17 protein-coding genes are annotated in these 22,747 nt (G+C 48.4%); 7 read left to right on the top strand and 10 right to left on the bottom strand.

What is annotated here, in order from left to right:
- Positions 1-129: 129 nt before the first annotated feature.
- Positions 130-2,091: a BCCT family transporter gene (locus ACR2PX_RS12690; RefSeq protein WP_433999727.1), complete on the top strand. Its 1,962-nt coding sequence runs from the start codon at positions 130-132 to the stop codon at positions 2,089-2,091.
- Positions 2,092-2,140: 49 nt separating this feature from the next.
- On the opposite strand, the gene ACR2PX_RS12685 is transcribed toward ACR2PX_RS12690, so the two are convergent.
- The 10 genes from ACR2PX_RS12685 to ACR2PX_RS12640 form a co-directional block, all read right to left on the bottom strand.
- On the bottom strand, positions 2,141-2,974 hold the full coding sequence (locus tag ACR2PX_RS12685; protein WP_433999726.1) for a heme ABC transporter ATP-binding protein: 834 nt from the start codon (positions 2,972-2,974) through the stop codon (positions 2,141-2,143).
- A complete protein-coding gene (locus ACR2PX_RS12680; protein ID WP_433999725.1) occupies positions 2,974-4,023 on the bottom strand; it encodes a FecCD family ABC transporter permease in 1,050 nt (349 codons plus the stop codon). The genes ACR2PX_RS12685 and ACR2PX_RS12680 overlap by 1 nt, the downstream gene beginning before the upstream one ends.
- A gap of 35 nt (positions 4,024-4,058) precedes the next feature.
- A complete protein-coding gene (locus ACR2PX_RS12675) occupies positions 4,059-4,973 on the bottom strand; it encodes a heme/hemin ABC transporter substrate-binding protein (RefSeq protein WP_433999724.1) in 915 nt (304 codons plus the stop codon).
- On the bottom strand, positions 4,970-5,398 hold the full coding sequence (locus tag ACR2PX_RS12670) for an ExbD/TolR family protein (RefSeq protein ID WP_433999723.1): 429 nt from the start codon (positions 5,396-5,398) through the stop codon (positions 4,970-4,972). The genes ACR2PX_RS12675 and ACR2PX_RS12670 overlap by 4 nt, the downstream gene beginning before the upstream one ends.
- Positions 5,395-6,081 (bottom strand): MotA/TolQ/ExbB proton channel family protein, encoded by a 687-nt coding sequence (locus ACR2PX_RS12665; RefSeq protein ID WP_433999722.1) that lies wholly within the window; start codon positions 6,079-6,081, stop codon positions 5,395-5,397. Before ACR2PX_RS12665 ends, ACR2PX_RS12670 begins: the two co-directional genes overlap by 4 nt.
- A 66-nt stretch (positions 6,082-6,147) precedes the next feature.
- Positions 6,148-6,861, bottom strand: coding sequence for a TonB family protein (locus tag ACR2PX_RS12660; protein WP_433999721.1), 714 nt, complete (start codon positions 6,859-6,861; stop codon positions 6,148-6,150).
- Positions 6,862-7,402: 541 nt separating this feature from the next.
- Entirely contained in the window at positions 7,403-8,812 is a 1,410-nt protein-coding gene (locus tag ACR2PX_RS12655; protein ID WP_433999720.1) for a sodium:solute symporter family protein, read from the bottom strand.
- Positions 8,813-9,070: 258 nt separating this feature from the next.
- Positions 9,071-11,071 (bottom strand): TonB-dependent hemoglobin/transferrin/lactoferrin family receptor, encoded by a 2,001-nt coding sequence (locus tag ACR2PX_RS12650; RefSeq protein WP_433999719.1) that lies wholly within the window; start codon positions 11,069-11,071, stop codon positions 9,071-9,073.
- A gap of 372 nt (positions 11,072-11,443) precedes the next feature.
- Entirely contained in the window at positions 11,444-13,486 is a 2,043-nt protein-coding gene (locus ACR2PX_RS12645) for a TonB-dependent hemoglobin/transferrin/lactoferrin family receptor (RefSeq protein WP_433999718.1), read from the bottom strand.
- A 299-nt stretch (positions 13,487-13,785) separates the two neighbouring features.
- Positions 13,786-14,883 carry an outer membrane beta-barrel protein gene (locus ACR2PX_RS12640; RefSeq protein ID WP_433999717.1) on the bottom strand — a complete coding sequence of 366 codons (1,098 nt, stop codon included), beginning with the start codon at positions 14,881-14,883 and terminating at the stop codon, positions 13,786-13,788.
- A 166-nt stretch (positions 14,884-15,049) separates the two neighbouring features.
- Here ACR2PX_RS12640 and ACR2PX_RS12635 point away from each other — a divergent pair, with 166 nt between their 5' ends.
- The 6 genes from ACR2PX_RS12635 (at position 15,050) to hutX (ending at position 22,723) form a co-directional block, all read left to right on the top strand.
- Positions 15,050-15,487 carry a hypothetical protein gene (locus tag ACR2PX_RS12635; protein WP_433999716.1) on the top strand — a complete coding sequence of 146 codons (438 nt, stop codon included), beginning with the start codon at positions 15,050-15,052 and terminating at the stop codon, positions 15,485-15,487.
- The gene (locus ACR2PX_RS12630; protein ID WP_433999715.1) at positions 15,420-16,451 is read left to right on the top strand and encodes an amidohydrolase family protein; all 1,032 of its coding nucleotides are present in this window, start codon (positions 15,420-15,422) and stop codon (positions 16,449-16,451) included. Before ACR2PX_RS12635 ends, ACR2PX_RS12630 begins: the two co-directional genes overlap by 68 nt.
- Before the next feature lie 140 nt (positions 16,452-16,591).
- A complete protein-coding gene (locus tag ACR2PX_RS12625; protein ID WP_433999714.1) occupies positions 16,592-17,635 on the top strand; it encodes an endonuclease/exonuclease/phosphatase family protein in 1,044 nt (347 codons plus the stop codon).
- Positions 17,636-17,908: 273 nt separating this feature from the next.
- Entirely contained in the window at positions 17,909-20,137 is a 2,229-nt protein-coding gene (locus ACR2PX_RS12620) for a TonB-dependent hemoglobin/transferrin/lactoferrin family receptor (RefSeq protein ID WP_433999713.1), read from the top strand.
- Positions 20,138-20,530: 393 nt separating this feature from the next.
- Positions 20,531-22,027: a heme anaerobic degradation radical SAM methyltransferase ChuW/HutW gene (gene hutW, locus ACR2PX_RS12615; RefSeq protein WP_433999712.1), complete on the top strand. Its 1,497-nt coding sequence runs from the start codon at positions 20,531-20,533 to the stop codon at positions 22,025-22,027.
- A gap of 189 nt (positions 22,028-22,216) precedes the next feature.
- Positions 22,217-22,723, top strand: coding sequence for a heme utilization cystosolic carrier protein HutX (gene hutX / locus ACR2PX_RS12610; RefSeq protein WP_433999711.1), 507 nt, complete (start codon positions 22,217-22,219; stop codon positions 22,721-22,723).
- Positions 22,724-22,747 lie beyond the last annotated feature (24 nt).

The following is a 22,747-nucleotide window of genomic DNA, read 5'->3' as shown; positions in this document are numbered from 1 at the left end:
ATGGTTTGACCACTAAACATTAGACATATAATATTTTTCGGCTATCTCGTCTGAAATTGTCTATTGTTGTTACTACCTCAAAGCCTTCAGTCAAACGTTGTACCCTGACTCCAGGAGCTTCCCATCTCTATGTCTGACCCTTCAGAATCTCGTCATAGTCTTAATTTGCCTGTCTTTATAGGCGCAGCCAGCATCATTTTGCTGGTAGTGGCCTGCACGGCCCTGTTTCCTGAACAGGCAGAGCGTTATTCCACAGCCCTGCAGAGTGGCATAATGACCAATGCCAGCTGGTTTTATGTGGCTTCTGTAGCGATTATCCTCATTGGTGTTGTTGTCGTTGGCTTGTCTCGTTACGGTGATATCAAGTTAGGCCCAGACCATTCAGAGCCGGATTTCAGCTTTGGTTCCTGGTTTGCCATGCTGTTTTCAGCAGGTATGGGCATAGGTCTGATGTTTTTTGGCGTGGCAGAACCTGTCATGCACTTTCTCTCACCGCCTGTGGGAGATCCGGCATCCATTGAGTCTGCCCGCGAAGCCATGAGAATCACCTTCTTTCACTGGGGGTTTCATGCCTGGGCTATCTACGCCATTGTGGCTTTGATCCTGGCATTCTTTGGTTATCGCCATAATCTGCCCCTCACTTTGCGGTCTGCCCTTTATCCCGTTGTCGGTGATCGTATTCACGGAGTGATTGGCCACGTCATTGATATCTTTGCCATTCTGGGCACAACTTTTGGTGTGGCTACAGCACTGGGATACGGTGTACTCCAGGTCAACTCAGGCTTGAATTATCTGTTTGATATTGAGGTCAGTACCAATGTTCAAGTTGTTCTGATTATAGTGATCACCGGACTGGCTACATTGTCAGTAGCCTCTGGGCTTGATAAGGGCATTCGTCGTTTATCTGAGATCAATCTGCTGCTGGCGCTGTTGCTGATGGCCATGGTCATTATTCTTGGGCCAACCATTTTGCTGCTTCAGTTACTGGTGCAAAATATCGGTGGTTATCTCTCTGACATTGTGGATAAAACGTTCAACCTGTATGCCTATGATCCCACCGACTGGTTAGGCGGCTGGACACTGTTCTACTGGGCCTGGTGGTTGTCATGGTCACCTTTTGTCGGAATGTTTATTGCTCGTATTTCCAGGGGCAGAACCATTCGCGAATTTATCAGTGGCGTACTGTTTGTACCTGCAGGTCTGACCTTTATCTGGATGACAGTATTCGGAAACACTTCCATCGATCTGATTATGAATCATGGTGCGACAGATCTGGCGGAAATTGTTCAGGACGATGTCTCTCTGGCACTCTTCAAGTTTCTTGAATACTTCCCTGCTACAGACTTCCTGTCTGGAATAGCGATCATCATGGTGGTGGTTTTCTTTGTGACTTCTTCCGATTCCAGCGCCATGGTTATTGATATGCTGGCTTCCAAGGGGGAGGGGAAAACACCCGTCTGGCAGCGAGTATTCTGGTCTACTCTGATCGGTTTGGTTGCTCTGGTACTGATGCTTGCCGGAGGACTTAAGGCGCTTCAAACGGCAACAATTGCAACGGCTTTGCCATTCGCTGTGGTGTTAATGGTGTCTGGCTATGGACTGTTAAAAGCCCTGGCTATAGACGCAGCGAAAAGAGAGAGTCTGTCCCAGACGACTCTGGCTCCCAGTGGAGGGCATACCGGTATTCCCTGGCAGGATCGCCTGCAGAATATTACCCATTTTCCAGAGCGGAAAAGTGTTCGGGTGTTCATGAGAAGCAATGTGCTTCCAGCGCTGAAATCCTTGTCTCGAGAATTGGAAGAGCAAGGTGTGGAGACTGAAGTCGCTTTTGACAAGACCAAGTTTGTTGCGTCTCTGACCGCTTTTCATGGTGAAGAGCAAGACTTTGTCTATAAAGTGATTCCACGATCCTACTCTCAGCCCAGCTTTGTCATTGATGACGAAGAGGACAGTAAATATTACCGGGCTGAAGTGTTCCTGAGAGAAGGGGGTCAGGATTATGACATCATGGGTTGGTCAAAAGATCAGGTGATCGGCGATATCATCGATCAGTACGAGAAACACATGCACTTCCTGCATATGGTTCGCTGATCTATCAAGCCTGCCGGACAGTTTGTCTGGCAGGCTATGAACTGCTTTCTTAGTTGTTGATAACCAAAGGACAGTGATGGGCAGGATGCTCAGAGATGGTGACATCGACATTGAATACGGCTTTTACCGTTTCAGTCGTAAGCACTTCATGAGGTGTTCCTTGAGCGGCAATGCCTCCCTCCTGTAAAATGACCAAACGGTCTGAGTAGCGGGCTGCCAGGTTCAGGTCATGCAATATCACCAGAACACCTACCCCTTTTTCAGCCTGCTTTCGGGCCATTTTCAGAGTCAGTTGCTGATGAGCAGGGTCAAGTGCCGAGGTAGGCTCGTCCAGCAACAGATAGCGTTTACCAAAATCCGGTTCATCCCAAATCTGGGCGAGCACCCGTGCCATATGAACCCTTTGTCGTTCACCACCTGACAGGGTTGTGTACTGACGATCTTTCAAATGCAGGCCGTCAACTTCACCCAGGGCTGCTTCAACAATCGCAAGATTTTCTGCCCGATCTGTCGCACAGGGAATACGTCCCAGAATGACGACTTCTTCAACTGTGAATGGAAAGCTCAAAGAGGAAGATTGAGGTAATACTCCAAGCATCAAAGCCTGTTGTTCCAGCCCCCAATCCGTTCTGTTATTCAATACAACGTTGCCTGAAGAAGGCTTTTGCTCACCACTGATGACTTTCATCAGTGTACTTTTACCGGCACCATTCGGGCCCAGTACGGTCACTACTTCACCGGGAGCGACTGAAATACTGACATCATTGAGCAGTATTTTTTCACCTATACGAACGCTAGCGCCTCGCACTTCGAGCCGGTTTTTTTCCGGAGCCTTCTGCTTCTCTTCATAAGGAGCCTTCCGCTTCTTGTCATAAAAAGTCATCAGGCAATCCTCTTGCGTTGTTGCCACAGCAAAGACATGAAGAACGGGGCACCCATCAGAGCAGTGACAATACCGATCGGCAGTTCTGCAGGAGCAACAGCAGTTCTGGCAACCATATCAGCCGCCAACAACAGAATACCGCCCAGCATGGCTGAGGCAGGTAACAGCGTTCTGTGGTCCGGGCCAACCATGATGCGAATAAGGTGAGGCACCACCAGGCCAACAAAGCCGATAATACCGGCTACCGAGACAGAGACACCCACTGCCATGGCCGTGACCAGGATCAGTTTTAGTTTGGTTTTCTGGACATCAATTCCCAGATGTCTGGCTTCTGATTCACCCAGTAACATGGCGTTGAGAACCTGTCCGTAACGACAGAGCATGAAGATGACAGGGCCCAGCAAAGTAAAGCAGAGCAGAACCGAGTTCCAGTTGGCTCCACCAATGCTGCCCATTTGCCAGAAGGTCAGATTTCTGAGGGTAGCATCATCCGCTATATAGTTGAGAATGCCCATGCCGGCACCGGCGAGAGCCGATATAGCGACACCTGCCAATAACATCGTGGCTACCGAAGTGCCGTTATTGGTTGTGCCCATCTTATAGACGATCCAGGTCGTTAAGACACCGCCGGCGAAGGCAAACAGTGAGACGCTGTAGTCCAGTAAGAGAGTATTGGATACGCCCGAAAATAGAACACCGCCCAGAACAATCGCGATACCCGCTCCCAGAGCCGCACCGCTAGAAACACCGATGATACTGGGGTCTGCCAGAGGGTTTCTAAAAAGTCCCTGCATTGAGGCACCGGCCACGGCCAGTGAGCTACCAATCATTACGCCCATAAGCGTTCTTGGCAGGCGAATAGACTCGACAATCAGGCGGGTTTGATCAGTAACCGAGCTGCTGGTGATGCCCAGTCGATCAAGAAAGATAGAGACAATATCCATGGGCGATATGGCAACAGGTCCAGTACCAATGGACAGCACAATTACGGCTGGCAGGGCCACCGCCAGCACGGTCAGTAACAGCGCCGATTTACGACTACGGTTCATTCTTTTTCTCAGAAAGTTGTTCTCAGTGGCGGTGATCAGGATTCTGGATAGAAGGCCTTGGCCAGGTTGAGGGCCGTTTCACCTGTTCTTGGACCCAGTCCACCCAACAGCAGACGGCCGTCCACAGTAATGACACGGGCATTCTTTCCTGCCGGAGTCTGCTTCAGGACTGGCTGGCTGTCCAGTAGTTGCTCCATGGTCAGACCCCGACCGCGATCAGAATAGATGATGATGTCCGGAGCCATGATCAGTAAAGACTCGTTAGAAAGAGGCTTGTAGCTGCTGAACTGTTCTTCAGCCGGGTTGAAACCACCGGCCAGTTTGATCAGTGCGTTGGCTTCAGTACCTGAACCAGAGACTGAAGGTGTCCTTCCTTCCATTGCTAACAGAAACAAAACTTTGGGCTTTTTCTTGCCCTCTGCCAGTTCTTCAGCGGCTTTCAGATCGCTGCTTATGGACTGCCAGAGTGCTTTTCCTTGCTCTTCTTTGCCCAACAGAGTCGCCATTGAGCTTATACGCTTGTGGATATTCTCAGCAGAATTACTGGTGCCGTAAGACTCAACTTCCAGACCCGCCATCTCCAATTGGGTGATGGTTGATTTGGGTCCCATATCGTCTGTACCAATCAACATGTCTGGTTTCAGGGCGAGGATACCTTCTGCAGAAAGCTGTTTGTGGTAACCCAGCTTGGGCAGTTTATTGACCTGGGGAGGGTAGTTGCTGGTCAGATCCACAGCAACTAGTTGTTCACCAGCGCCCAGTGCGTAAATAATTTCAGTGATACCGTTGCCTGCAGAGATAATGCGTTTTTCTTCAGCAACACTGCTTTCCTGAGGAGCATTGATCACTGTTGCCATTGCTGATAGTGGCATTAATAGTGGCATTAATAGTGGCATTAAGACAGCCATCGCCAGAGGTGCCAGAAGTTTCTTTCCAAGAGCTTTGTTCATGGACTTTTCTCCTCCATAAGGACTTGTGCAGCAGTGATTTCGTGCTCACTTAAAAAAATCATCAATTCAACCAGATTGCCCAGGGGGGCTGCCTGGTCACCTGCCACCAATACGGTGGTGTCAGGAGCTTCCTTGACGCTGGTCAGCAGGTCCTGACTGAATGTCTCGAAAGTGTCGTATTTTTTCTCTTCCAGCGCCCAGGGCTGACCCTTGGCCAGAATGCTGACCGTCAGGGTTTTAGGTTCCTGGGTCAGAGTGGCTTCCTCGCGACTGGCTTCAGGCAGGTTCACTGGCAGGCTTAAAGTTTGCACATTGGCCGTGAACAGCAGGAAAACCATAACGATGAAAACGACGTCCAACAGAGGGGTCAGATCCGCAGCAGTAAAAGACGCGCTGGTTTCTTCGTTGTCGGAGATACGAATCATGCTGGTACCGCCTCGGGGCAGGCACCGGTCTCCTGGGTGAGAGCAATGCCATCGTCGTTCATTCTCAGACCTTCCAGCAGCAAGTTGGCATGATTCAAGGCAAACTCCAGCTTGGAGACATAGTGGTTAGCCCAGATGCCAAAGCTGTGAGCTGCCGCCAGAGAAGGAATAGCGACCATCAGGCCAAAAGCCGTGGTGAACATGGCTTCCCAGAGACCACCGGCCAGAACGTCTGGTGTGACCGGACCCTGAACTTCAGAAATACCCTGGAACATGCCAATCAGACCCAGTACGGTGCCCAGAAGGCCCAGCATCGGGGCCAGAATGCCGATCAGCATCAGCGGTTTTAGCCAGGCTTGCAGGGCATTTTTCTGCTTAAGAAGCCATAAACCGGCTACTTCTTCACGCATTTCTTTTTCACAGTCATTGTGGCTCAGCAAAATAGCGACACCCTTGCGAACCCCTTTGCCAGCGACAAGATTCTTGCAGAGCTTGTTTTGGCTGTTATTGCAGTGAGAGCAACCACGAACTTCATTGAGCAGGGTCTGCATGCTTTTTTTGTTAAGGCTGGGCAGCAGGATAAAAGTAACCAGTCTTTCCAGAATCAGAGCCAGGCTGATGCAGGAAACAATGGCCAGGGGCCAGCCCATAAGTCCTAAGGAAGATATCTGTTCCAATAACATCAATTAATACCTGCTAATAATCTTGAAAATCTTCTATCGCTCACGGTGGGTGTTAGCCACAAGCGGTTAATTTAGTTGGAATGCCACGGGGATATGGACCCGGGAGGCTACCAGTTGGTTATTGCGCTTCTGGGGCTCGAACTCCCAATCTTCAACAGCGGCTATGGCGGACTTATCCAGAATGGTGAAGCCGGATGATTCCAGTACTTTTATGTTCATGGCATTGCCTTCGGTATCCACGACCACTTCCAGCATGACAATACCCTGCTGATTTCTTCGTTGAGCAATGCGAGGGTAATTGGGCTGAATGGACTTACGAATGGCTGGCTGAGAGACAAAAACAGGCTCATTACTGACACCTTCTACTTTTGTTTCTTCAGTGGCAGTTTTGACTACCTGAGTTTCTGCTGGAGGCTCTTTCTGGGGCTGCTGGGGTTCAGGCTCTTTCTTAACCACCGGCTTTGGTTCTGGCTTTATTTCAGCTGAAGGCTCTTTTTTGACTTCAGGTCTGGGTTCGGGCTCAGCTATCTTGACGACATTTTTTTTGGGTTTCTCCACCGGCTTTGGTTTTTTCTTAACGGGCTTGGGTGTTTCCCTGACCGGTTCTGGCTCAGGCTGAGGCGCCGTCTGTTGTACCGAGGAGAAAGTCATGCTGATGGGGGCCTTGATGCTACCCATGGCAAGCTTATGTTGCTGATCTTCTTGCTGACCATTGTATACCGCCACTGCGACATGGGCGGCAATGGAAATAATCAATGTGAGTATCAGCGTTCGAGACATAATGAATGCCCATAGCGTAAGAAAATATTCTGCATTACCTCATTCCTTATGAAACAGTCAGAGATAATGTTTTCAATAAAAAAGTACTTGTGCATTAGCTGGTGAAGAGTACTGCAACTTTAAGTCGTATTCAATAAACTAAATGATAATAATTCGCATTTATTTGATGTTGAACAATAAAGCCCAACTGGCTGAAAAGATTGAAATTTCAGTCATAGAATGGGGTCAGAAGGTTTATGTTTCCTGACTTGAGGAGCCTTGATCAGACGCCTGGCCTTCCAAACCGGATTGTTCTTGCTGTTTTTTTACAGCGCTATTATTCATCAGATGTGAATGATTGGGGTATCAGGACATCATCACTTTGCATAGACAGAATCCGAAGTATTGCTGATGACTGGCAGGCTCTGACTGGTTGAGATTGTGATATCTATCCAGGCAGTCCGGTGTTTCCACCGGAACAGGCTTCAGAGCCAGGCTCCCTCTGACTCTGCTTTTTTAGAAAGTCCGAAGACTTTGAAGGTGGTCGGGCGGACTTCGTTCATTACTGGACAAAAGCCGCTTTTTTTGGAGTGCTTCGTCTCTGGATCATGACCAGCAGAAGGCTGCACAGGCTCGATACCAGTACCAAAGGAACCACCGGTGCAATGCCGGTGTTTAGAATGGAGTAGTCTGCAAAGCCCTTTACCAGTGCATGCATAAAGAAACCCAGCCAAAGAACGACAATCACAGCCAGACTGGCGTTAAAGAGAATCTTGTTAACAGAAGTCTGACGTATACAGACCATCAATAAAGGAGTCATTGCCGCAAAACCGGTTAATGACCAGACACCCATCTGGAAAATACCACCGGTTGTACAGATAGCTAATGCGTAGCAAAGCAAGATCATGATAGCCAACGGCATTTTGTCGATGCTTTTGCGACTTTTCTGGAAGATCATACTGGCGCTGAGCAGCTGGGAATCCAGTGATGACATAATAGCCGCCAGAACACTCACCGCAATGGCACCGGCCACAAACTCGTTATTCAGGCTGCCGATCAGGGCAATGATTACCGGGTCGTCAGGTTTTTGAGAAAACTCCAGATTGGACAACATGCCTATAAAAGAGCTGCTTAACCACAGAATGATAATGCAGGCAGGATACAACCGAATGCTGCGATTGAAGCGATCAGGGCTTTTTGCCGTACACCAGTGACTGAAAATATGAGGGAAGGCTCCAACAGAGAGAGCGAGAAAGGTCAGAGAGATCGTGTTACCCGGATTGGCCAGGTAATCAGAAGGACTGAAAAACTCAGCTTTCTGTGATTGCAGTAATTGCAGACTATTAGAAAAACCACCCCATTTTGAAAACAGATAGGTAGCTATATAGACGGCGCCCGCCATAAAAATAACCGCCTGGATCGAATTGATTTTTGAGGTGGCATTCATTCCGCCAAAAAAAACATAACCAAAGACCATCAGTGCAATCATTCCGGTGCTCAGGTATTCCGGAATGGCCAATTGATACGAGGAGAAAATCAGAGACAGGACATCGCCTCCGCCCTTCAGACCAATAATGATGTAAGGGATCAGAAACAAAATGGAGATCGAAGAAATCATGGCTCCACTGGATTTTGAGCCGGTTTTGAGATGAACCAGGTCACCCTGGGTCAGGAATCCGTGCTTTTTGGATTGCTCGCAGACCCTTCGCCCCATGGTGCTGAACAATAAAGGGACAATGAAGGCTGTGGAAAGGCCCATGGAGATAAACACCATAAAGCCAGAATCAAAAGCCTGGCTGGGTACACCAATCAAACTGATGGATGTCATATTGGTCGCGAACAGGGTGAGCAGTAGAACCCAGGAGCCAGTCCTTCTTCCGCCACTGAAAAACTCTTCTCTTCGTGCACCTTTCATGGAGCCATAAGCAACTATCGACAACATGGTCAGATAGAGTGCCAGTAAAATTAACATGATAAACGACTTTATACTTCTTAATCGGTGCGCGGATTATCAGGCAAACGGGGTCGAATAAGAAAGACTGATTTTAAGATATCTGACGATTTGTTCTTTTGAAGGATATGTGGGAGGAATTTCTGTAATTGCTCCAGCGTTATTGAGATACCATACGTCCATGTCTATAAATGCCGGACAGGTGTCCGGCATTTACAGGTGGATCTATTAGCTCAAGGTTCTCTACCAGCTCAAGGTTCTCTACCAGCTCAAGGCTGTTTAGAACATGTAGCGAACGTTAAGCTTCACATTGCGACCTGGTTCGTAAAGTTTTTCCCAGGCGCTGACGTAGTACTCATCTGTCAGATTGTTAACAGTCAGGTCGGTCTTAATACCTTTGAGAGCACCACTAGCCGGTTCATAGCTGACGTAAAGGTCAACTAGGTCATAGCTGCCGTAGGAATCAATGTTGTCAAAGTCGTAATCATCACGGATGTCATCCTGAGCTCGAACATGGGTGTAGCGAGAACCTATTTTCAGATCACCCTGCAACATTAGGTAGGTAACGTCTGCAACGACTTTGTCGGCTGGGATATTATCCAGATACTCACCAGCCTTCTTGTCTTCACCACGAGTTTGGCCATAGGACAGGCCAAACTGCATATTCTGATAGCGGTACTGACCGGCCAGTTCAAAGCCCTTCAGTCGAGCTTCATCAACATTTTCCCAAGTAGTGGTGGTACCTGAAACGATCTGATTGATGAAGTTATCTACATCGTTCTGGAAGACATTGGCAGTAACGGTGAGTTCGTCATCGCCCAGAATATCAACGAAATTCATCCGGGCCGAAAATTCCTTGTTCTTGGCTTCTTCCGGTTTCAGGTCTGGGTTGGGAACAAACCGGTTGATGAAGGGGCCTGCAGCAAAGTGAGTGCCTGTCGAGAACATTTCTTCCATGCTGGGGGCACGGAAAGCTTCGTTGTAGCTCGCAGTCAGGGTCAGCCAGTCTGTGGTATCCCAGATCAGGGCAACAGAAGGTGATACAGCATCGTCGTTTTGCTTTTTCTCTTCAATGTCTGAGTCAGGGCGGTTGTCCTTGGCTTCAAAACGGTCATAGCGAACACCTGTCTGAAGAGTCCAAGCTTCAGCCAGTGGCACATCGGCCTGTACAAAAGCGCCTACGGTTGTGGACTCTCCATCCAGGTTTTCGGGACGGTTACCTTCGTTACCGGTGTCGTCCCGTTTGGTCTCAATAGTATTCTTGTAAGCATCCAGACCATAGGTCAGGTCAAAATAATTCAGCTTGGATTCGTTAGTAAAAGCTGCGCCCAGCGTTTTATAACGAGTATTGTCTGTTTGTTTGTCTTCAATGCGATATTCATCGAATTCAGTGTCGTTGTAGAACAGCTGGAACTTGCTATCGACCAGAGCACTGTCTGGATTAAAAAGATAAGCAGCAGACAAGTTAGTGTTGGTAGATTCCTGAATAATCAGAGGGGAGTCGGTATCAACTGCCGTTGATGGGTTGCTCGGAACTTTGGCGTTGGTTTGAGCCTGTTGAGCTTTGAACTCAAGACGACTGTCGTCATTCAGTTGCCAGCCCAGTTTGGCCATGCCGCCCTGTTCTCGGGAGCCGGAGTTTTCTACTTCGTCACCATTGCCTTTGCCGCTGGTACCCGTTTCATAGTTACCACCATCGTTGTAATAGCCGTTGAGCAACCAATCGAAGTTATCAGTCACACCATAGAGTGAGGCACTGGTCCGAGATTCATTATTATTACTCTGGAACCCCTGGGATATGTAACCGCCAAAGGTTTCTCCAGGTTCCAGCAGTTCTCCAGCCGTTTTTGTGTTCTGTACAACAACACCGCCAATTGCGCCTGAGCCCCACAGGTTACTGGATGGGCCTTTCACAACTTCGATGGATTTCAGCAGTTCAGGATCAGTGAAGTAAGTGCCACGATGACCGTTGTTGAAGTTCTGACGAGCGCCATCAACGATCTGAAGAACCCGGGTGCCTTCCAGGCCACGAATGTTGATGCTCTGAGAGTTGGAGCGAGGCCCACCACTGACGGAAACGTTTGGAAGAGACTTGACTGCTTGAGCTACAGATTCCGGCTGATCCTGCTGGATCTGATATTGATCTACGACTTCGATGGTCTGGGCAACATCATTGATATTTTTTTCGGATCGGGTGGCAGTAACTGTCACCTGATTAAGGAGAGTTGTGTCAGCTTGTGGTGCATTATCTGCGTATACAACACCGGAAGACACTGCCATTACAGCAATTGCCAGTCTACTTCTGGTAAACATCATTGTTGGCCTATATGTACTGCTTGATGGGTCTGAATAAAGTCATTCACACAAGCGCGATATTTTGAAACCCCGAAGCGCTTGTGTTGACGGGGTTAGATAATATGTAAAACACAAGCTAAATACAAATCATTATCATTTGGTTTTTTGAGTTAAGTCAAAAAATGATCTGTTCGGCAAACCGTTCTTTTGACTTATGCCCGTAAAGGAGTAGCGGGATTGGCTGAGTTTGTAACTGATTGCATTAGAGACTTTTGATCATTCGTCGCACTCAGATTGCGGTGAATAGTCTTTCACCCCTGTTGAGATGAAAGACTATTTCTGTCGCTTAATAGCGGTTTAGAATTGATAGCGAACATTCAGTTTGATATTGCGACCCGATTCGTAGAGCTGCTCCCAGGCTACCCGGTAGTACTCGTTGGTCAGGTTATTCACCGTGAGGTCTGTCTTGATCCCTTTCAAGGCCCCGGTGGCAGGCTCATAACTCATGTAAAGGTCGATCAGGTCATAACTGCCTGAGTTTTCTGGTCCGGTGTAGCTGTCGCTGACTTTATCCTGAGCCTTGACGTGGGTGTAACGCGAACCAAATTTGAGATCTCCCTGGAAAACCAGGTACGCAATATTGGCCACCACTTTATCCGCTGGAACGTTTTCCAGATAGTCTCCAGATTTTTTGTCTTTGCCTCGTGTCTGACCATAGGAGAGTCCCAGCTCGACGTTCTCATATCGATAGTCACCAATGATTTCAAAGCCTTTCAGGCGGGCTTCGTCCACATTGTTCCAGGTGGTTGTGGTCATGCCGACGGTTTGCTGGATGAAGTTATCAATATCGTTCTGGAAAATATTGGCTGTCAGAGCGAGTTCATCATTACCCAGCAGATTGGAAAAGTTCATCCGGGCTGAAATTTCTTTGTTTTTGGCTTCCTCGGGCTTTAAGTCCGGATTGGGCACAAAGACATTGCTGAAGCTGAAGCGAGGGGTAGCCACATGAAAGTGAGTGCCCGTTGAGAACATTTCTTCCATACCAGGAGCGCGAAAAGCTTCGTTATAGCTGGCGGTCAGAGTCAGCCAGTCATTGGTTTCCCAGATAACGGCAACAGAGGGAGATGCGGCACTGTCACTCTGCTTTTTATCCATTACATCTGATGATGAACGATTGTCTTCAGATTCAAAGCGGTCATAGCGCACGCCGGTTTGCAATGTCCATGTTTCAGCCAGTGGGATATCAGCTTGGACAAAAGCACCCATGGTCGTGGATTCACCGTCCAAGCCTTCAGGGCGATTGCCCACATTGCCGGCGTCGTCCCGTTTCGTTTTAATCGTGTTTCTGTAGACATCCAGACCGTAGGTCAGATCAAAATGGCTCAACTGGGATAAATTGGTGAGAGCAGCGCCGATCGTATTGTACTCAGTATCGTCTCTTTGCTTTTTCTCAACCCGGTATTCGTCAAACTGGGTGTCGTTGTAAAAGACCTGAACCTGTCCGTGAACGAGAGGGCTTTGTGGGTTAAACAGATAACTGGCTGTTAGATTGGTGTTGGATGATTCCTGGTTGATCAGCGGCGAGCTTGAGCCAACAGAAGTAGCCGGATTGCTAGGGACGCTGGCATTGGTTTGGGCATGCTGGGCTTTAAATTCCAAACGGCTATCGTCGTTCAGTTGCCAGCCCAGTTTGGCCATAGCGCCCTGGTCACGAGTACCAGAGTTTTCAATATCGTCGCCTTTGCCCTCGTCACTGTTGCCTGTTTTATAGTTATTGCTGTCGTTGTAATACCCATTAAGCAACCAGTCAAAGTTGTCTGCAATGCCGTAAAGAGAGCCACTGGTCAGGGAGTTATGATTATTGCTGTGGTAGCCCTGAGCAACATAACCACCGAAAGTCTGACCGGGTTCAAGCAGGTCTTCTGCTGTTTTGGTATTTTGGACAACAACACCACCGATAGTACCTGAACCCCAGAGAGTACCGGCGGGACCTTTTACGACTTCGATGGACTTGAGCAATTCAGGGTCCATGAAATAGGTGCCACGGTGGCCGTTATTAAAGTTCTGACGGGCTCCATCAACAACCTGCAGGACACGATTACCACTCAGACCACGAATATTAACATTTTGGGAGTTGGCTCTGGGTCCACCGTTGACTGTGACGTTGGGCAGGGATTTTAACGCTTGGGCAACGGAGTCGGGTTGATCCTGTTGAACCTGGTACTGGTCAACGACCTGAATGGTCTGGGCAATATCACTGACCTCTTTTTCAGCTCGAGCTGCAGTGACCGTCACCTGGTTGAGAAGCGTGGTGTCGGTCTTGGGTTGGTTTTCTGCATAGACGAACCCGGAAGATATCGTCATTACAGCAATAGCCAGTCTGCTTCTGGTAAACGTCATTGTTATCCTGCGTGCGTTTTATTAGTTTTATTGGTATTCAGATCGTGTGCTTTATGGGTGACACGTCCTGGCCAGTGCTTACATCATTGTTTCCGAACACTGGGCGCTATTGGAACGGGATGATATTTAAAAATTAATATAAATACAAATCGTTATCATTTAGATTAAATGATTTGATAAGAAGAATAATAAAAATTCCGGCATCTCAACGCCCCCTAACGACCAATAGTGCCGAGAGGAGTAGATGGGTATGGGTTGGAAAAGAGGAGGGAGAACCAGAGAGGTGCTCCCTGGAGGAATTATTGCTTGATCTTATGTTTCAGAGAGGCTTCAACCCTGCGGTTGGTAGCACGTCCTTCAACGGTTTTGTTGCTGGCAACAGGCCGGTCTTCGCCATAACCGATGGCTGTGACACGGTCGCCTTCTATGCCATAGTCATCGATGAGAATATTGCGCACGGAATCTGCACGACGCTGTGACAGATTTTTGTTGTATTCAGCAGAGCCGGTGTCGTCGGTGTGACCTGAAATCTCTACGGGTACTTCAGGGTAGGCTTTCAGGAACTGAACTACTTCATCAACGTTATCAATGTTGCCGGTCACTTCGGCAGAGTTGGCAGCAAAGTTGACACTGAGCTTCATGCTGATGTCTTTGACCAGTGCCAGCTTGCAACCATTGTCGTCGACTTTAGCGCCTTTAGGGGTGCTTGGGCATTGATCTTTATAATCCGGAACACCGTCTTCATCGCTATCCAGTGCGCAGCCTTTGGCATCAACCGGTGCACCGGCTGGTGTATCTGGGCAGTTGTCACGACGGTCTGGAACGCCGTCCTGATCCGTGTCTGCTTCAACAGGCGCTGGAGCTGGAGCTGGAGCAGGTGCTGAACGGCTTCCAAAGGCATAGCTGATACCTACGTTTATCAGGCTGTCCCAGGTATTGTCATCGGTTCCATAGATACCTCGAACATCTCCGCGCAGTGACCAACTTTCGTTTAAGGCATAACGTATACCAATACTCGCATTAGCCTGGGTTTCCTGAGAGTCATTAAGCTTGCCGTCAAGCTCTGCATGACCCACACCCAGAATGGCAAAAGGTTGCCATTTGGCTGTCATGGGTTTGAAGTAATAGAGGGCGTCGAGGTAATACTGGTTAACGTCCGTGTCCCCGGTTTTTCCGTCCGCCTGGCTGTCCAGGAACCTCAGTTCAGTGGCCCAACGGTCGTTATAGCGATATTCACCGCCCAGAGTCAGTGTGGTGGCATCATCCAGATTTCGTTCAGAATCAAAGTTCTGAAGACCAATGGCAGGATTAATATACCAGCGTCCTTCATCAGCAGATGCTGAAGTGGCTAACCCGACGGAAATCATAAAAGCCAGCAATTGTCGTTTTTTTTGCACGTCTGCATTCCATGGTGCGCTTAGTGTAAGCAAAGTGTACCGAGTTAATGCGTTCGTGTTAAATATCGTATTGTGTCAAATGAGATTTCTACCAATGTTCGAAAGCAAGGACTTGCGAATATGCTGAAGGCAATCAGAATCACGGCAAAAAATACTCTCGTTCACTATGGCGTTGTTACTTGCGCTGGCTGCCGCTGTTGTAACCATACAGATTCAGTTACCGGCTCCTCTGATTTCTCCCGAACTCGGGTTAAAGCTCAGTCATGTCGAGCTGGTGATTCCCGGAGAACCGGAAACGGCTCCGATCAGTCTTGAGGTGAAAGGCCAAACCATTTCCAGAATCGAAAAGGCTGAAACCGATAAAAATGACCCCTACGCCGGAATGTTTGTGATGCCCGGCTTGATCGATATGCATGCCCACTGGAATCACCTGCCGTTGCCGGATCAAAATGAACTGTTTGCCTTTTTGCATCTTTATCATGGCGTTACCACAATCCGAACCATGGGGGACATGAAACCGGGCCAATCCTCCGAAAATGCGTACCCTGATCTCAGAGGGAGAAATAGCAGGTCCGGATATAGTAAGTTGTGGTCGTATGATTGATGGCCCTGATCCAGTCTGGGACTCCTCTCTGATTGTTAAAAAGCCTGAAGATGCTGATCAGGTTGTTAAAAAGCTGTTCGAGCAAGGTAACCAATGCATTAAGGTATACGACCATGTGAAGCCTGATGTGCTGGACTCACTCCGCGTGGCTGCTCACAAATATAAAATGCAGCTGGTAGGTCATGTGCCCCATGGCATGAATGCCGCTGAGGCAAGGCTGGACGATGCTCAACATTTACGGGGCTTTCCCCCTGCTGCAAACAACCCGGATAACTACATTGAAGGACGCATGCAGTGGCTGAAAATGGACGAAAAACGCAGAGCAACCTTTGTAAAAGCGCTGGTGGAACAAGGCGGTGCTGTCACGCCAACACTGGTCACTATTGAGCGAGTGCTGGCCAGCAAGAATCAAGAAACCCTATTGGCGGACAAAGCCAACGAACTGCTGCCTCATTACTATCGGGATACGCTTTGGGATTCAGAAGAAGGCATGACTGCAGCACGCTTCATGAATGATGCCCAGATGATAGCCTTTGAAACAGTATTGAAAGAGATGCAGGCGACCGTGAAAGAACTGTATGAAGCGGGTGTACCCATTCATGCCGGGACGGACACTATGGCGCCTGGAGTGATTCCCGGTGCTTCGTTAATCAGAGAAATCGAGCTGCTTTCCGAGTCGGGTCTGGGGCCTGAGCAGGCGCTGGTATCGGCCACTACTTTACCAGCCCGCTCTCTTGGACAGCCTGTGCGTTTTGAAACCGGTGCGGGAGCCAATTTTGTGATCTATCGAGAGAATCCCAGGGAAAACCTTTTGGTACTGAATACCATTGAAGCCGTTGTGGCTCATGGGCGGCTCTATACCCGCGAAATGCTGGATGAACAAATATCAGGAGCGATACGATGCGTTTGTCCAGCAGCAAGTGGTTCAGCCAGCCTTGAAGTTGGGTGTCAATCATCTGGTTAAGCAGAAACTGAAAGAACAAAAGTAGCCGGGACTCTGAGTATCTATACTTGGTGCCCGTGATTGGTAACGGGGCCTGGCCGGGCATAGACAGCTCTGCCAGGCTTCGGCTGATCTGACGTTCACCCGGTCAGGGAGGCATTATGCCTTCAGTTTCGAAGACATCTTTTTTTCAGTCGTGGTTGATGTGGAGCGCTGTTCTCCTGAAATTGGGGCTTGGGGCCGGATTCGTTTTTGCCAAGCCTTCTGTTCAATGCACCGGAACACCGGAAAAGCTGCAAGTGGGTCAATCCATCAAAGTGATGACCTGGAATGTCCAGTTTCTGGCTGGGGGTATTTATGAGCTCTGGAATCCCCCTGAAACGAGGGAAGCACTGTCTCTGGAAAAACAACTTTCTGTATTTGAACAGGTTGCAGACCTGATTGAAGACGAAAATCCTGATATCCTGCTGCTTCAGGAAGTAGACGTAGATCCCCGAGTCAGGATGAACCAGATTCAATGGTTCAAAGACGCTTTGCCTGGCCGGTTTCATTGCAGCACTCACACTGCCTATACCTATCTGAACGGACATGCCAGAGCAAATATCCGCAAAGAGCCAGGTGGACTGCACCTGCTGACATTCTCCCGGTTTACTATTGAGAGTGCCATCAGGCATGACCTTCCGTCTATACCGAATCAGTCCATGCTACCTCTGACTTGTAACAGAGCCTTGCTGGAAACCAGAATCAATCTGGGCATGGATTCTTTGACGGTCATTAATACGCATCTGGATGCATTTGCCCAGGGGCTGGACATCATGCAAAGGCAGGTGAAGCAACTGGATGAACGATTAGATCAGCTGGGAGTAAAGTCACTTTGGATCACCGGAGGTGATTTCAACCTGATTCCGCAAGGGCAGTATCAACACCTCGATGACTCCGAAAAATTCTGGTATCAGAAAGATTCAGAGTTATCTGTGCTGACTTCAAAGTACGCAGTTATTCCGACACCGGAACAGGCAACGGGTGCAGACAAACAACAGTGGTTCACTCAAGCTACCCAGCCGGGTCTTGGCCTGGATAGAACACTGGATTACCTGTTCCATTCTTCCGGACTTGAACTGATCAAGGCCAGAGTCGTTCATGGTCGAACTGAGGCTTTATCAGACCATCTGCCTGTTGTAGCAGAGTTCAGACGGACGAAATAACCGGTGCTCCACTGTGCAGATTCAACCGGAAGTACGTACATTTCTAAACGATAATGATTTGTAATTAGGATGTTGTAGAAACTAACATTCTAATCAAGTTCCAGGGTGAACCCGGCTGTCTCCCCTCAATATTCAGCCTGGTTTGCCGTAGTTGGTCATTGACTCTGGTCACACGATGCCGATGGCAACACACACTGTGTCCGGGTCCCAAGCAGTACAGGCAGAACAATGAGCCTCCCCACAATTCAAAAAACACATTTGGTCCTGGCAGTCATGGCTGTAATAGCTGCCACAGCAAAGGCTGAAGAGGTTTCTTCTACACAAGCAACATTGCTGGATCAGGTCACTGTTTCGGCTACCCGAACTGAGCAAACACTGGATTCTGTCGCCAGCAGTGTCGATGTCACTACGGTGGATGACATCGAGAAAAGAATGGTCAACGATATTGACGATCTTGTGCGCTATGAGCCAGGAGTCAATGTATCCGACGATGGTCGAACAGGAGCAGGGAGCTTCAATATTCGTGGAATGAACGCCAATAGGGTCAAAATCACTGTAGACGGAGTGGATCAAGCCAAATCTTTCGATTCCACCAAAATGTTCCTGCGTTCCCAGCGTAATTACATTGATCTGGAATCCATCAAGGCGGTTGAAGTGGTAAAAGGTCCGGCATCCACCATTCATGGCAGTGATGCGATAGGGGGCGTGGTGGCTTTTATCACGAAAGATCCTGCGGACTTTCTTAAGCCGGAAGGCGATGATTCATACGGCTCTCTGAAAGGCGGATACTCTTCAGCAGACAGTGCTTTCACTGAAACTGCGACGTTTGCTAACCGCAGCGGTGATCTGGAAAGCCTTCTGATTTATACCCGCCGTGATGCCAAGGAAACACAAACCCATGGTGGCGCAGATGTTAATGGTGATGCCAGAGGAGAAGCTGATCCTAAAGACATTGGCGTGAACAATGTGCTGGGTAAACTGCAGTATCAGCTGAATGATGCACACCGTGTCGGGTTGACAGCAGAATGGCGAAAGCAGAATTCCGATACTGATCTGAAATCGCTGGTGGGAACACAGCCTAAAGGCAACCCATCTCCCTATAGTAAGTTTGAAGCAGAGGACTCAACCGAGCGTCAACGCCTGAGTGTGTTTCATGAATGGGAAGCTTTTGTACCGGCTTTCGATACGTTCAAGTGGACCCTGAACTGGCAGGAGACTGAGACGAATCAGGTCACCCATGATGAAATGCAGGTCAATACTATCTCTCCAAAGTGGGACACCCAGGGGCGAAACAAGGATTACGTCTATAAGGAAACCAGCTGGCAGTTTGATCTGAATATGACCAAAGGGCTGGATTTTAAATCAACCAGCCACCTCTTTAGTTATGGTTTGGAACTGGAGAGAAAAAAACAGGATAATCTAAACAAAACGATTTATGTTCAGAATCCTAAAGATGAGCCTGTTGAAATAGATCGTTATGCGCCCAAGGCAACCGTGGAATCAATCGGTATCTATTTTCAAGATGAGATCACGTTGATGGGTGATCGTCTGACAGTTACACCAGGTATCCGCTATGACAGCTTTTCCAGTATGCCAGAAACAGATGCCTACTTTACAAAAGAGTATCAAGATCAATCGTACGAAAGCTGGTCTGCCAAGATAGGTGCTGTTTATAAGTTCACAGAGGTTTTTTCAGGCTTTGCTCAGTACAGTCAGGGCTTTGGCACACCTGACATGTTTGCCATGTATTTTGAAGAAGATTTGAGAGGTATCGTTAAAGTCCTGCCAAATCCAGATTTAAAACCAGAGGAAAGTCAGTCCATTGAAGTTGGGTTAAGGGTTAATGGCAATGTGGGAAGTGCTGAGCTGACAGCTTTCTACAATCAATACGATAATTTTATTGAGCTGGTTTACGTCAAGTCTGACCCTATGTATCCGGCTGCCGGTGTGCACCAATATCAGAACCTGGATGAAGCTACGATAAAAGGAGTTGAGTTCAAAGGAAGTCTCTGGCTCGACGAAGTAATTGGAGCCCCTGTTGGTACGAGTTTAAGGACAGCAGTCGCTTGGAGTCAGGGGCGCGGAACAATGCCTGACAGTAATGGTGTTTTGCAAGAAGATTCACCACTAAATAGTGTTGCCCCGTTAACTGCTGTCATTGGTATTGGCTACGATGCTCCTTCTGAAAAATGGGGAGGAGAGCTTATGTGGACGCTGGTTGCAGATAAGGATAAGGGCGATATCTCCCAGAATGATACGTCTTCCAATGAAACAGAACCCAATGGTGATCAGTTCGCGGCCCCCGGCTATGGCATCGTAGACCTGACCTCCTACTATAAACCGATTAAAGATGTGACACTGACCGCCGGCATTTTCAATATTGCCGATAAAAAATACTGGCAGTGGGATGATGTGCGCGGCCTTTCCAGTACCTATCAAGGCCTTAATCGCTACACCCAGTCTGGTAGAAACTTCTCTGTCAGCGTGAAGTGGGAAATCTGATTACCCTGCTTTGATGAATACTGTCTGAAAAGGCAGTATTCATTGCCTGTCTCCACCCTCCTTTCATACTTCATCAGGAAGCGATGCTTTCGGCTTTTCCAAAAACGACAAGGGTCTGAATCACGGTATTGGCCAGGCAAACGTGATTTGATTTATGCCAGATATACAGTCTCGAATAAGTACATATCTAAATGATAATGGTTTGCATTAAGATGGCCTGAAAAGTAATATGTTAATTAGTTTATCGGGGTGACCTGGACCTCTGCAAACACTGCGAAGTGTTGTTTTTATCCTTGTAGACAGCTCCTGTCTTATAGCAGATCCAACGTTGCTTACTGATCTTAATAGCTCCAGTCCTTGTGGATGCGTTAAGGGTCAATGAATTATTTCTGAATGCTGTATGAAATTATGAACAAGCCCGTTCTATTAACAGAGTCCATGACTGGTCGCTCTGCGCCTGATCCACTACGCCACGCCTTTGATAAAAAGACCAACGCCCACAGTCGTGGAGCGGGTACCCCTTTGCCTGCGCATCAATGGCAGGAAGCCTGGGATCGTTTGATGGCGTTACCAGGCCAAGGTAAACGGGCTGCCTATTTTCATATCCCGTTCTGCAGAACAAAATGTTCCTATTGCGGTTTTTTCCAAAACACCACGAAAGAAGCTCAGGTAGAACGTTATGTCGACTATCTGATTCGTGAAATTGAAATGACGGCTGTGCTACCCAGAGTTCAAAGTGCACCTATTCACGCGGTTTACTTTGGCGGTGGAACCCCTACGGATCTAACTCCTGAACAGATTCGTCGACTGGGCAAAGTGATCAAGGCGCATCTGCCATTAGCCAATGACTGCGAAATGACCTTTGAGTCCCGCTTCAATGGTCTGACCGATGAAAAAATTGATGCCTGCATTGAGGCCGGCTTTAACCGTTTCTCTCTGGGTGTCCAGACTTTTGATTCGACTATTCGCCGTAAGATGAGCCGAATTGATCCACAGGAAGTGATTCTGGAGCGTCTTCAGAAGCTGATGTCGACCGATCAGGTGGCTGTTGTAGTGGATCTGATTTTTGGTTTGCCATACCAGACAACAGAAAGCTGGTTGAAAGATCTGGAGATACTGGTAGACAGTGGCATTGATGGTGCAGACCTCTATCAGTTGATCATAATGGGGCACACCCGTATGGCCCAGAGCATTGAAAAAGGTTCTATGCCAACCCCTGCAGGTACTGAAGAAAAAGCCGACCGTTTTCTGGCAGCCATCGAGTTCCTGAATAAAAAACACTTTCGTCGTCTAAGTGTCAGCCACTGGGGACGCAACTCGAGAGAGCGTAATCTCTACAATCATCTGTCTAAATCCGGGGCAGAAGTGATCCCTTTTGGTTCCGGTGCGGGTGGCAATGTGGGTGGCCACAGCATGATGCTGCAACGCAAGCTGGACGATTACTATGCCGACATTGATGCAGGCAAAAAGCCGGTCATGGGGATAGTGGCCCCCAGCCCCCTCTATAAAGCCTTCAATGCCGCAGGCGCTGCTTTTGATCTGGGTTTCCTCAACCTCAAGGAAATGGATGAAAGCGGCTTTGAATTCAGTCGTCTCTGCCGTCCTTTGTTTGAAGCCTGGGTTAACAATGGTCTGGCCGAAATGAATGGCGACTTTCTTGATCTGACGCTGGCGGGGCAGTTTTGGGCGGTGAATATGAACCAGGGGCTGCAGCAATATCTGCTGGCACTCTCTGTTGGCTATGGGCACCCTATTGGCTATGGGCACCCTATTGGCTATGGGCATCCCGGGGAAGAATCTGAGTCCGGAGTGTACATGGGAGGGCATGCAAAAAGAGCTCAAATGTCTGCCGGTGTACCTAAAGGTTGCCCACACCAAAAGTCGTCTTGAACTTAATACCGCACTGAGCTTATACCCATTGGATTTCAAGTTGCTGCTAGGCGGCAAGCTCGTGAAGCCCCAGGAGCCTACAAAAAGTAGGTGACTGGGGTGAGCGAGCGCTGACAACAACGTAGCAACTTGAAAGGCGATGGGTATATTACCGCTTTGCAGTAGAATTATTTATCTGGAGTAAACATCATGACATCCATCAGCAGCCAAGAGGCCGTTCGCGCTATCATTGCCGGGAACCCGGAAAAACTGCCAGCAGACATTGCTGCAGAGCTATCGGTTAGCGAGCTTGAGGTGGTCAGCAATCTGCCAGAAAATATGGTGACTTTGCTGGATGGCAGTCTTTTTGAAAAACTGACGGAAGAATTCCGTAGCTGGGGTGAACTGCTGACGGTTATCGACGTCGATGGTCATATTTTTGAACTGTCCGGACCTTTCCCAAAGGGTGGGATGAAGTTCGGTTACTACAACATGAGTGACAAGAATACGCCTTTGAAAGGTCATCTTAAGTTGGACGGGTACAGCAAAATTGCCTTGGTTTCCAAGCCTTTTCACGGCGTAGACACCAAATCCGTACAGTTCTTCAGCCACTCTGGAAACACAGTATTCAAGCTTTATATCCGTCGAAACAAGGATAAGAGCTTTGTCGCTGAGCAACTTGAAAAGTTTGAAGCGCTAAAGCAGCTTGCTGCCTGAACCGCTATGACTATACAACCTACT

The sequence above is a fragment of the Endozoicomonas sp. genome (assembly GCF_051008435.1).
GTDB lineage: Bacteria > Pseudomonadota > Gammaproteobacteria > Pseudomonadales > Endozoicomonadaceae > Endozoicomonas_A.
This window is presented reverse-complemented; position numbering and strand designations above follow the sequence as displayed.

Coding starts and splice junctions, on each gene's coding strand:
- ACR2PX_RS12690 (WP_433999727.1), top strand. CDS start 130: ATGTCTGACCCTTCAGAATCTCGTCATAGTCTTAATTTGCCTGTCTTT.
- ACR2PX_RS12685 (WP_433999726.1), bottom strand. CDS start 2,974: ATGACTTTTTATGACAAGAAGCGGAAGGCTCCTTATGAAGAGAAGCAG.
- ACR2PX_RS12680 (WP_433999725.1), bottom strand. CDS start 4,023: ATGAACCGTAGTCGTAAATCGGCGCTGTTACTGACCGTGCTGGCGGTG.
- ACR2PX_RS12675 (WP_433999724.1), bottom strand. CDS start 4,973: ATGAACAAAGCTCTTGGAAAGAAACTTCTGGCACCTCTGGCGATGGCT.
- ACR2PX_RS12670 (WP_433999723.1), bottom strand. CDS start 5,398: ATGATTCGTATCTCCGACAACGAAGAAACCAGCGCGTCTTTTACTGCT.
- ACR2PX_RS12665 (WP_433999722.1), bottom strand. CDS start 6,081: ATGTTATTGGAACAGATATCTTCCTTAGGACTTATGGGCTGGCCCCTG.
- ACR2PX_RS12660 (WP_433999721.1), bottom strand. CDS start 6,861: ATGTCTCGAACGCTGATACTCACATTGATTATTTCCATTGCCGCCCAT.
- ACR2PX_RS12655 (WP_433999720.1), bottom strand. CDS start 8,812: ATGTTAATTTTACTGGCACTCTATCTGACCATGTTGTCGATAGTTGCT.
- ACR2PX_RS12650 (WP_433999719.1), bottom strand. CDS start 11,071: ATGGCAGTGTCTTCCGGTGTTGTATACGCAGATAATGCACCACAAGCT.
- ACR2PX_RS12645 (WP_433999718.1), bottom strand. CDS start 13,486: ATGACGTTTACCAGAAGCAGACTGGCTATTGCTGTAATGACGATATCT.
- ACR2PX_RS12635 (WP_433999716.1), top strand. CDS start 15,050: ATGGCGTTGTTACTTGCGCTGGCTGCCGCTGTTGTAACCATACAGATT.
- ACR2PX_RS12630 (WP_433999715.1), top strand. CDS start 15,420: ATGCGTACCCTGATCTCAGAGGGAGAAATAGCAGGTCCGGATATAGTA.
- ACR2PX_RS12625 (WP_433999714.1), top strand. CDS start 16,592: ATGCCTTCAGTTTCGAAGACATCTTTTTTTCAGTCGTGGTTGATGTGG.
- ACR2PX_RS12620 (WP_433999713.1), top strand. CDS start 17,909: ATGGCTGTAATAGCTGCCACAGCAAAGGCTGAAGAGGTTTCTTCTACA.
- hutW (WP_433999712.1), top strand. CDS start 20,531: ATGCTGTATGAAATTATGAACAAGCCCGTTCTATTAACAGAGTCCATG.
- hutX (WP_433999711.1), top strand. CDS start 22,217: ATGACATCCATCAGCAGCCAAGAGGCCGTTCGCGCTATCATTGCCGGG.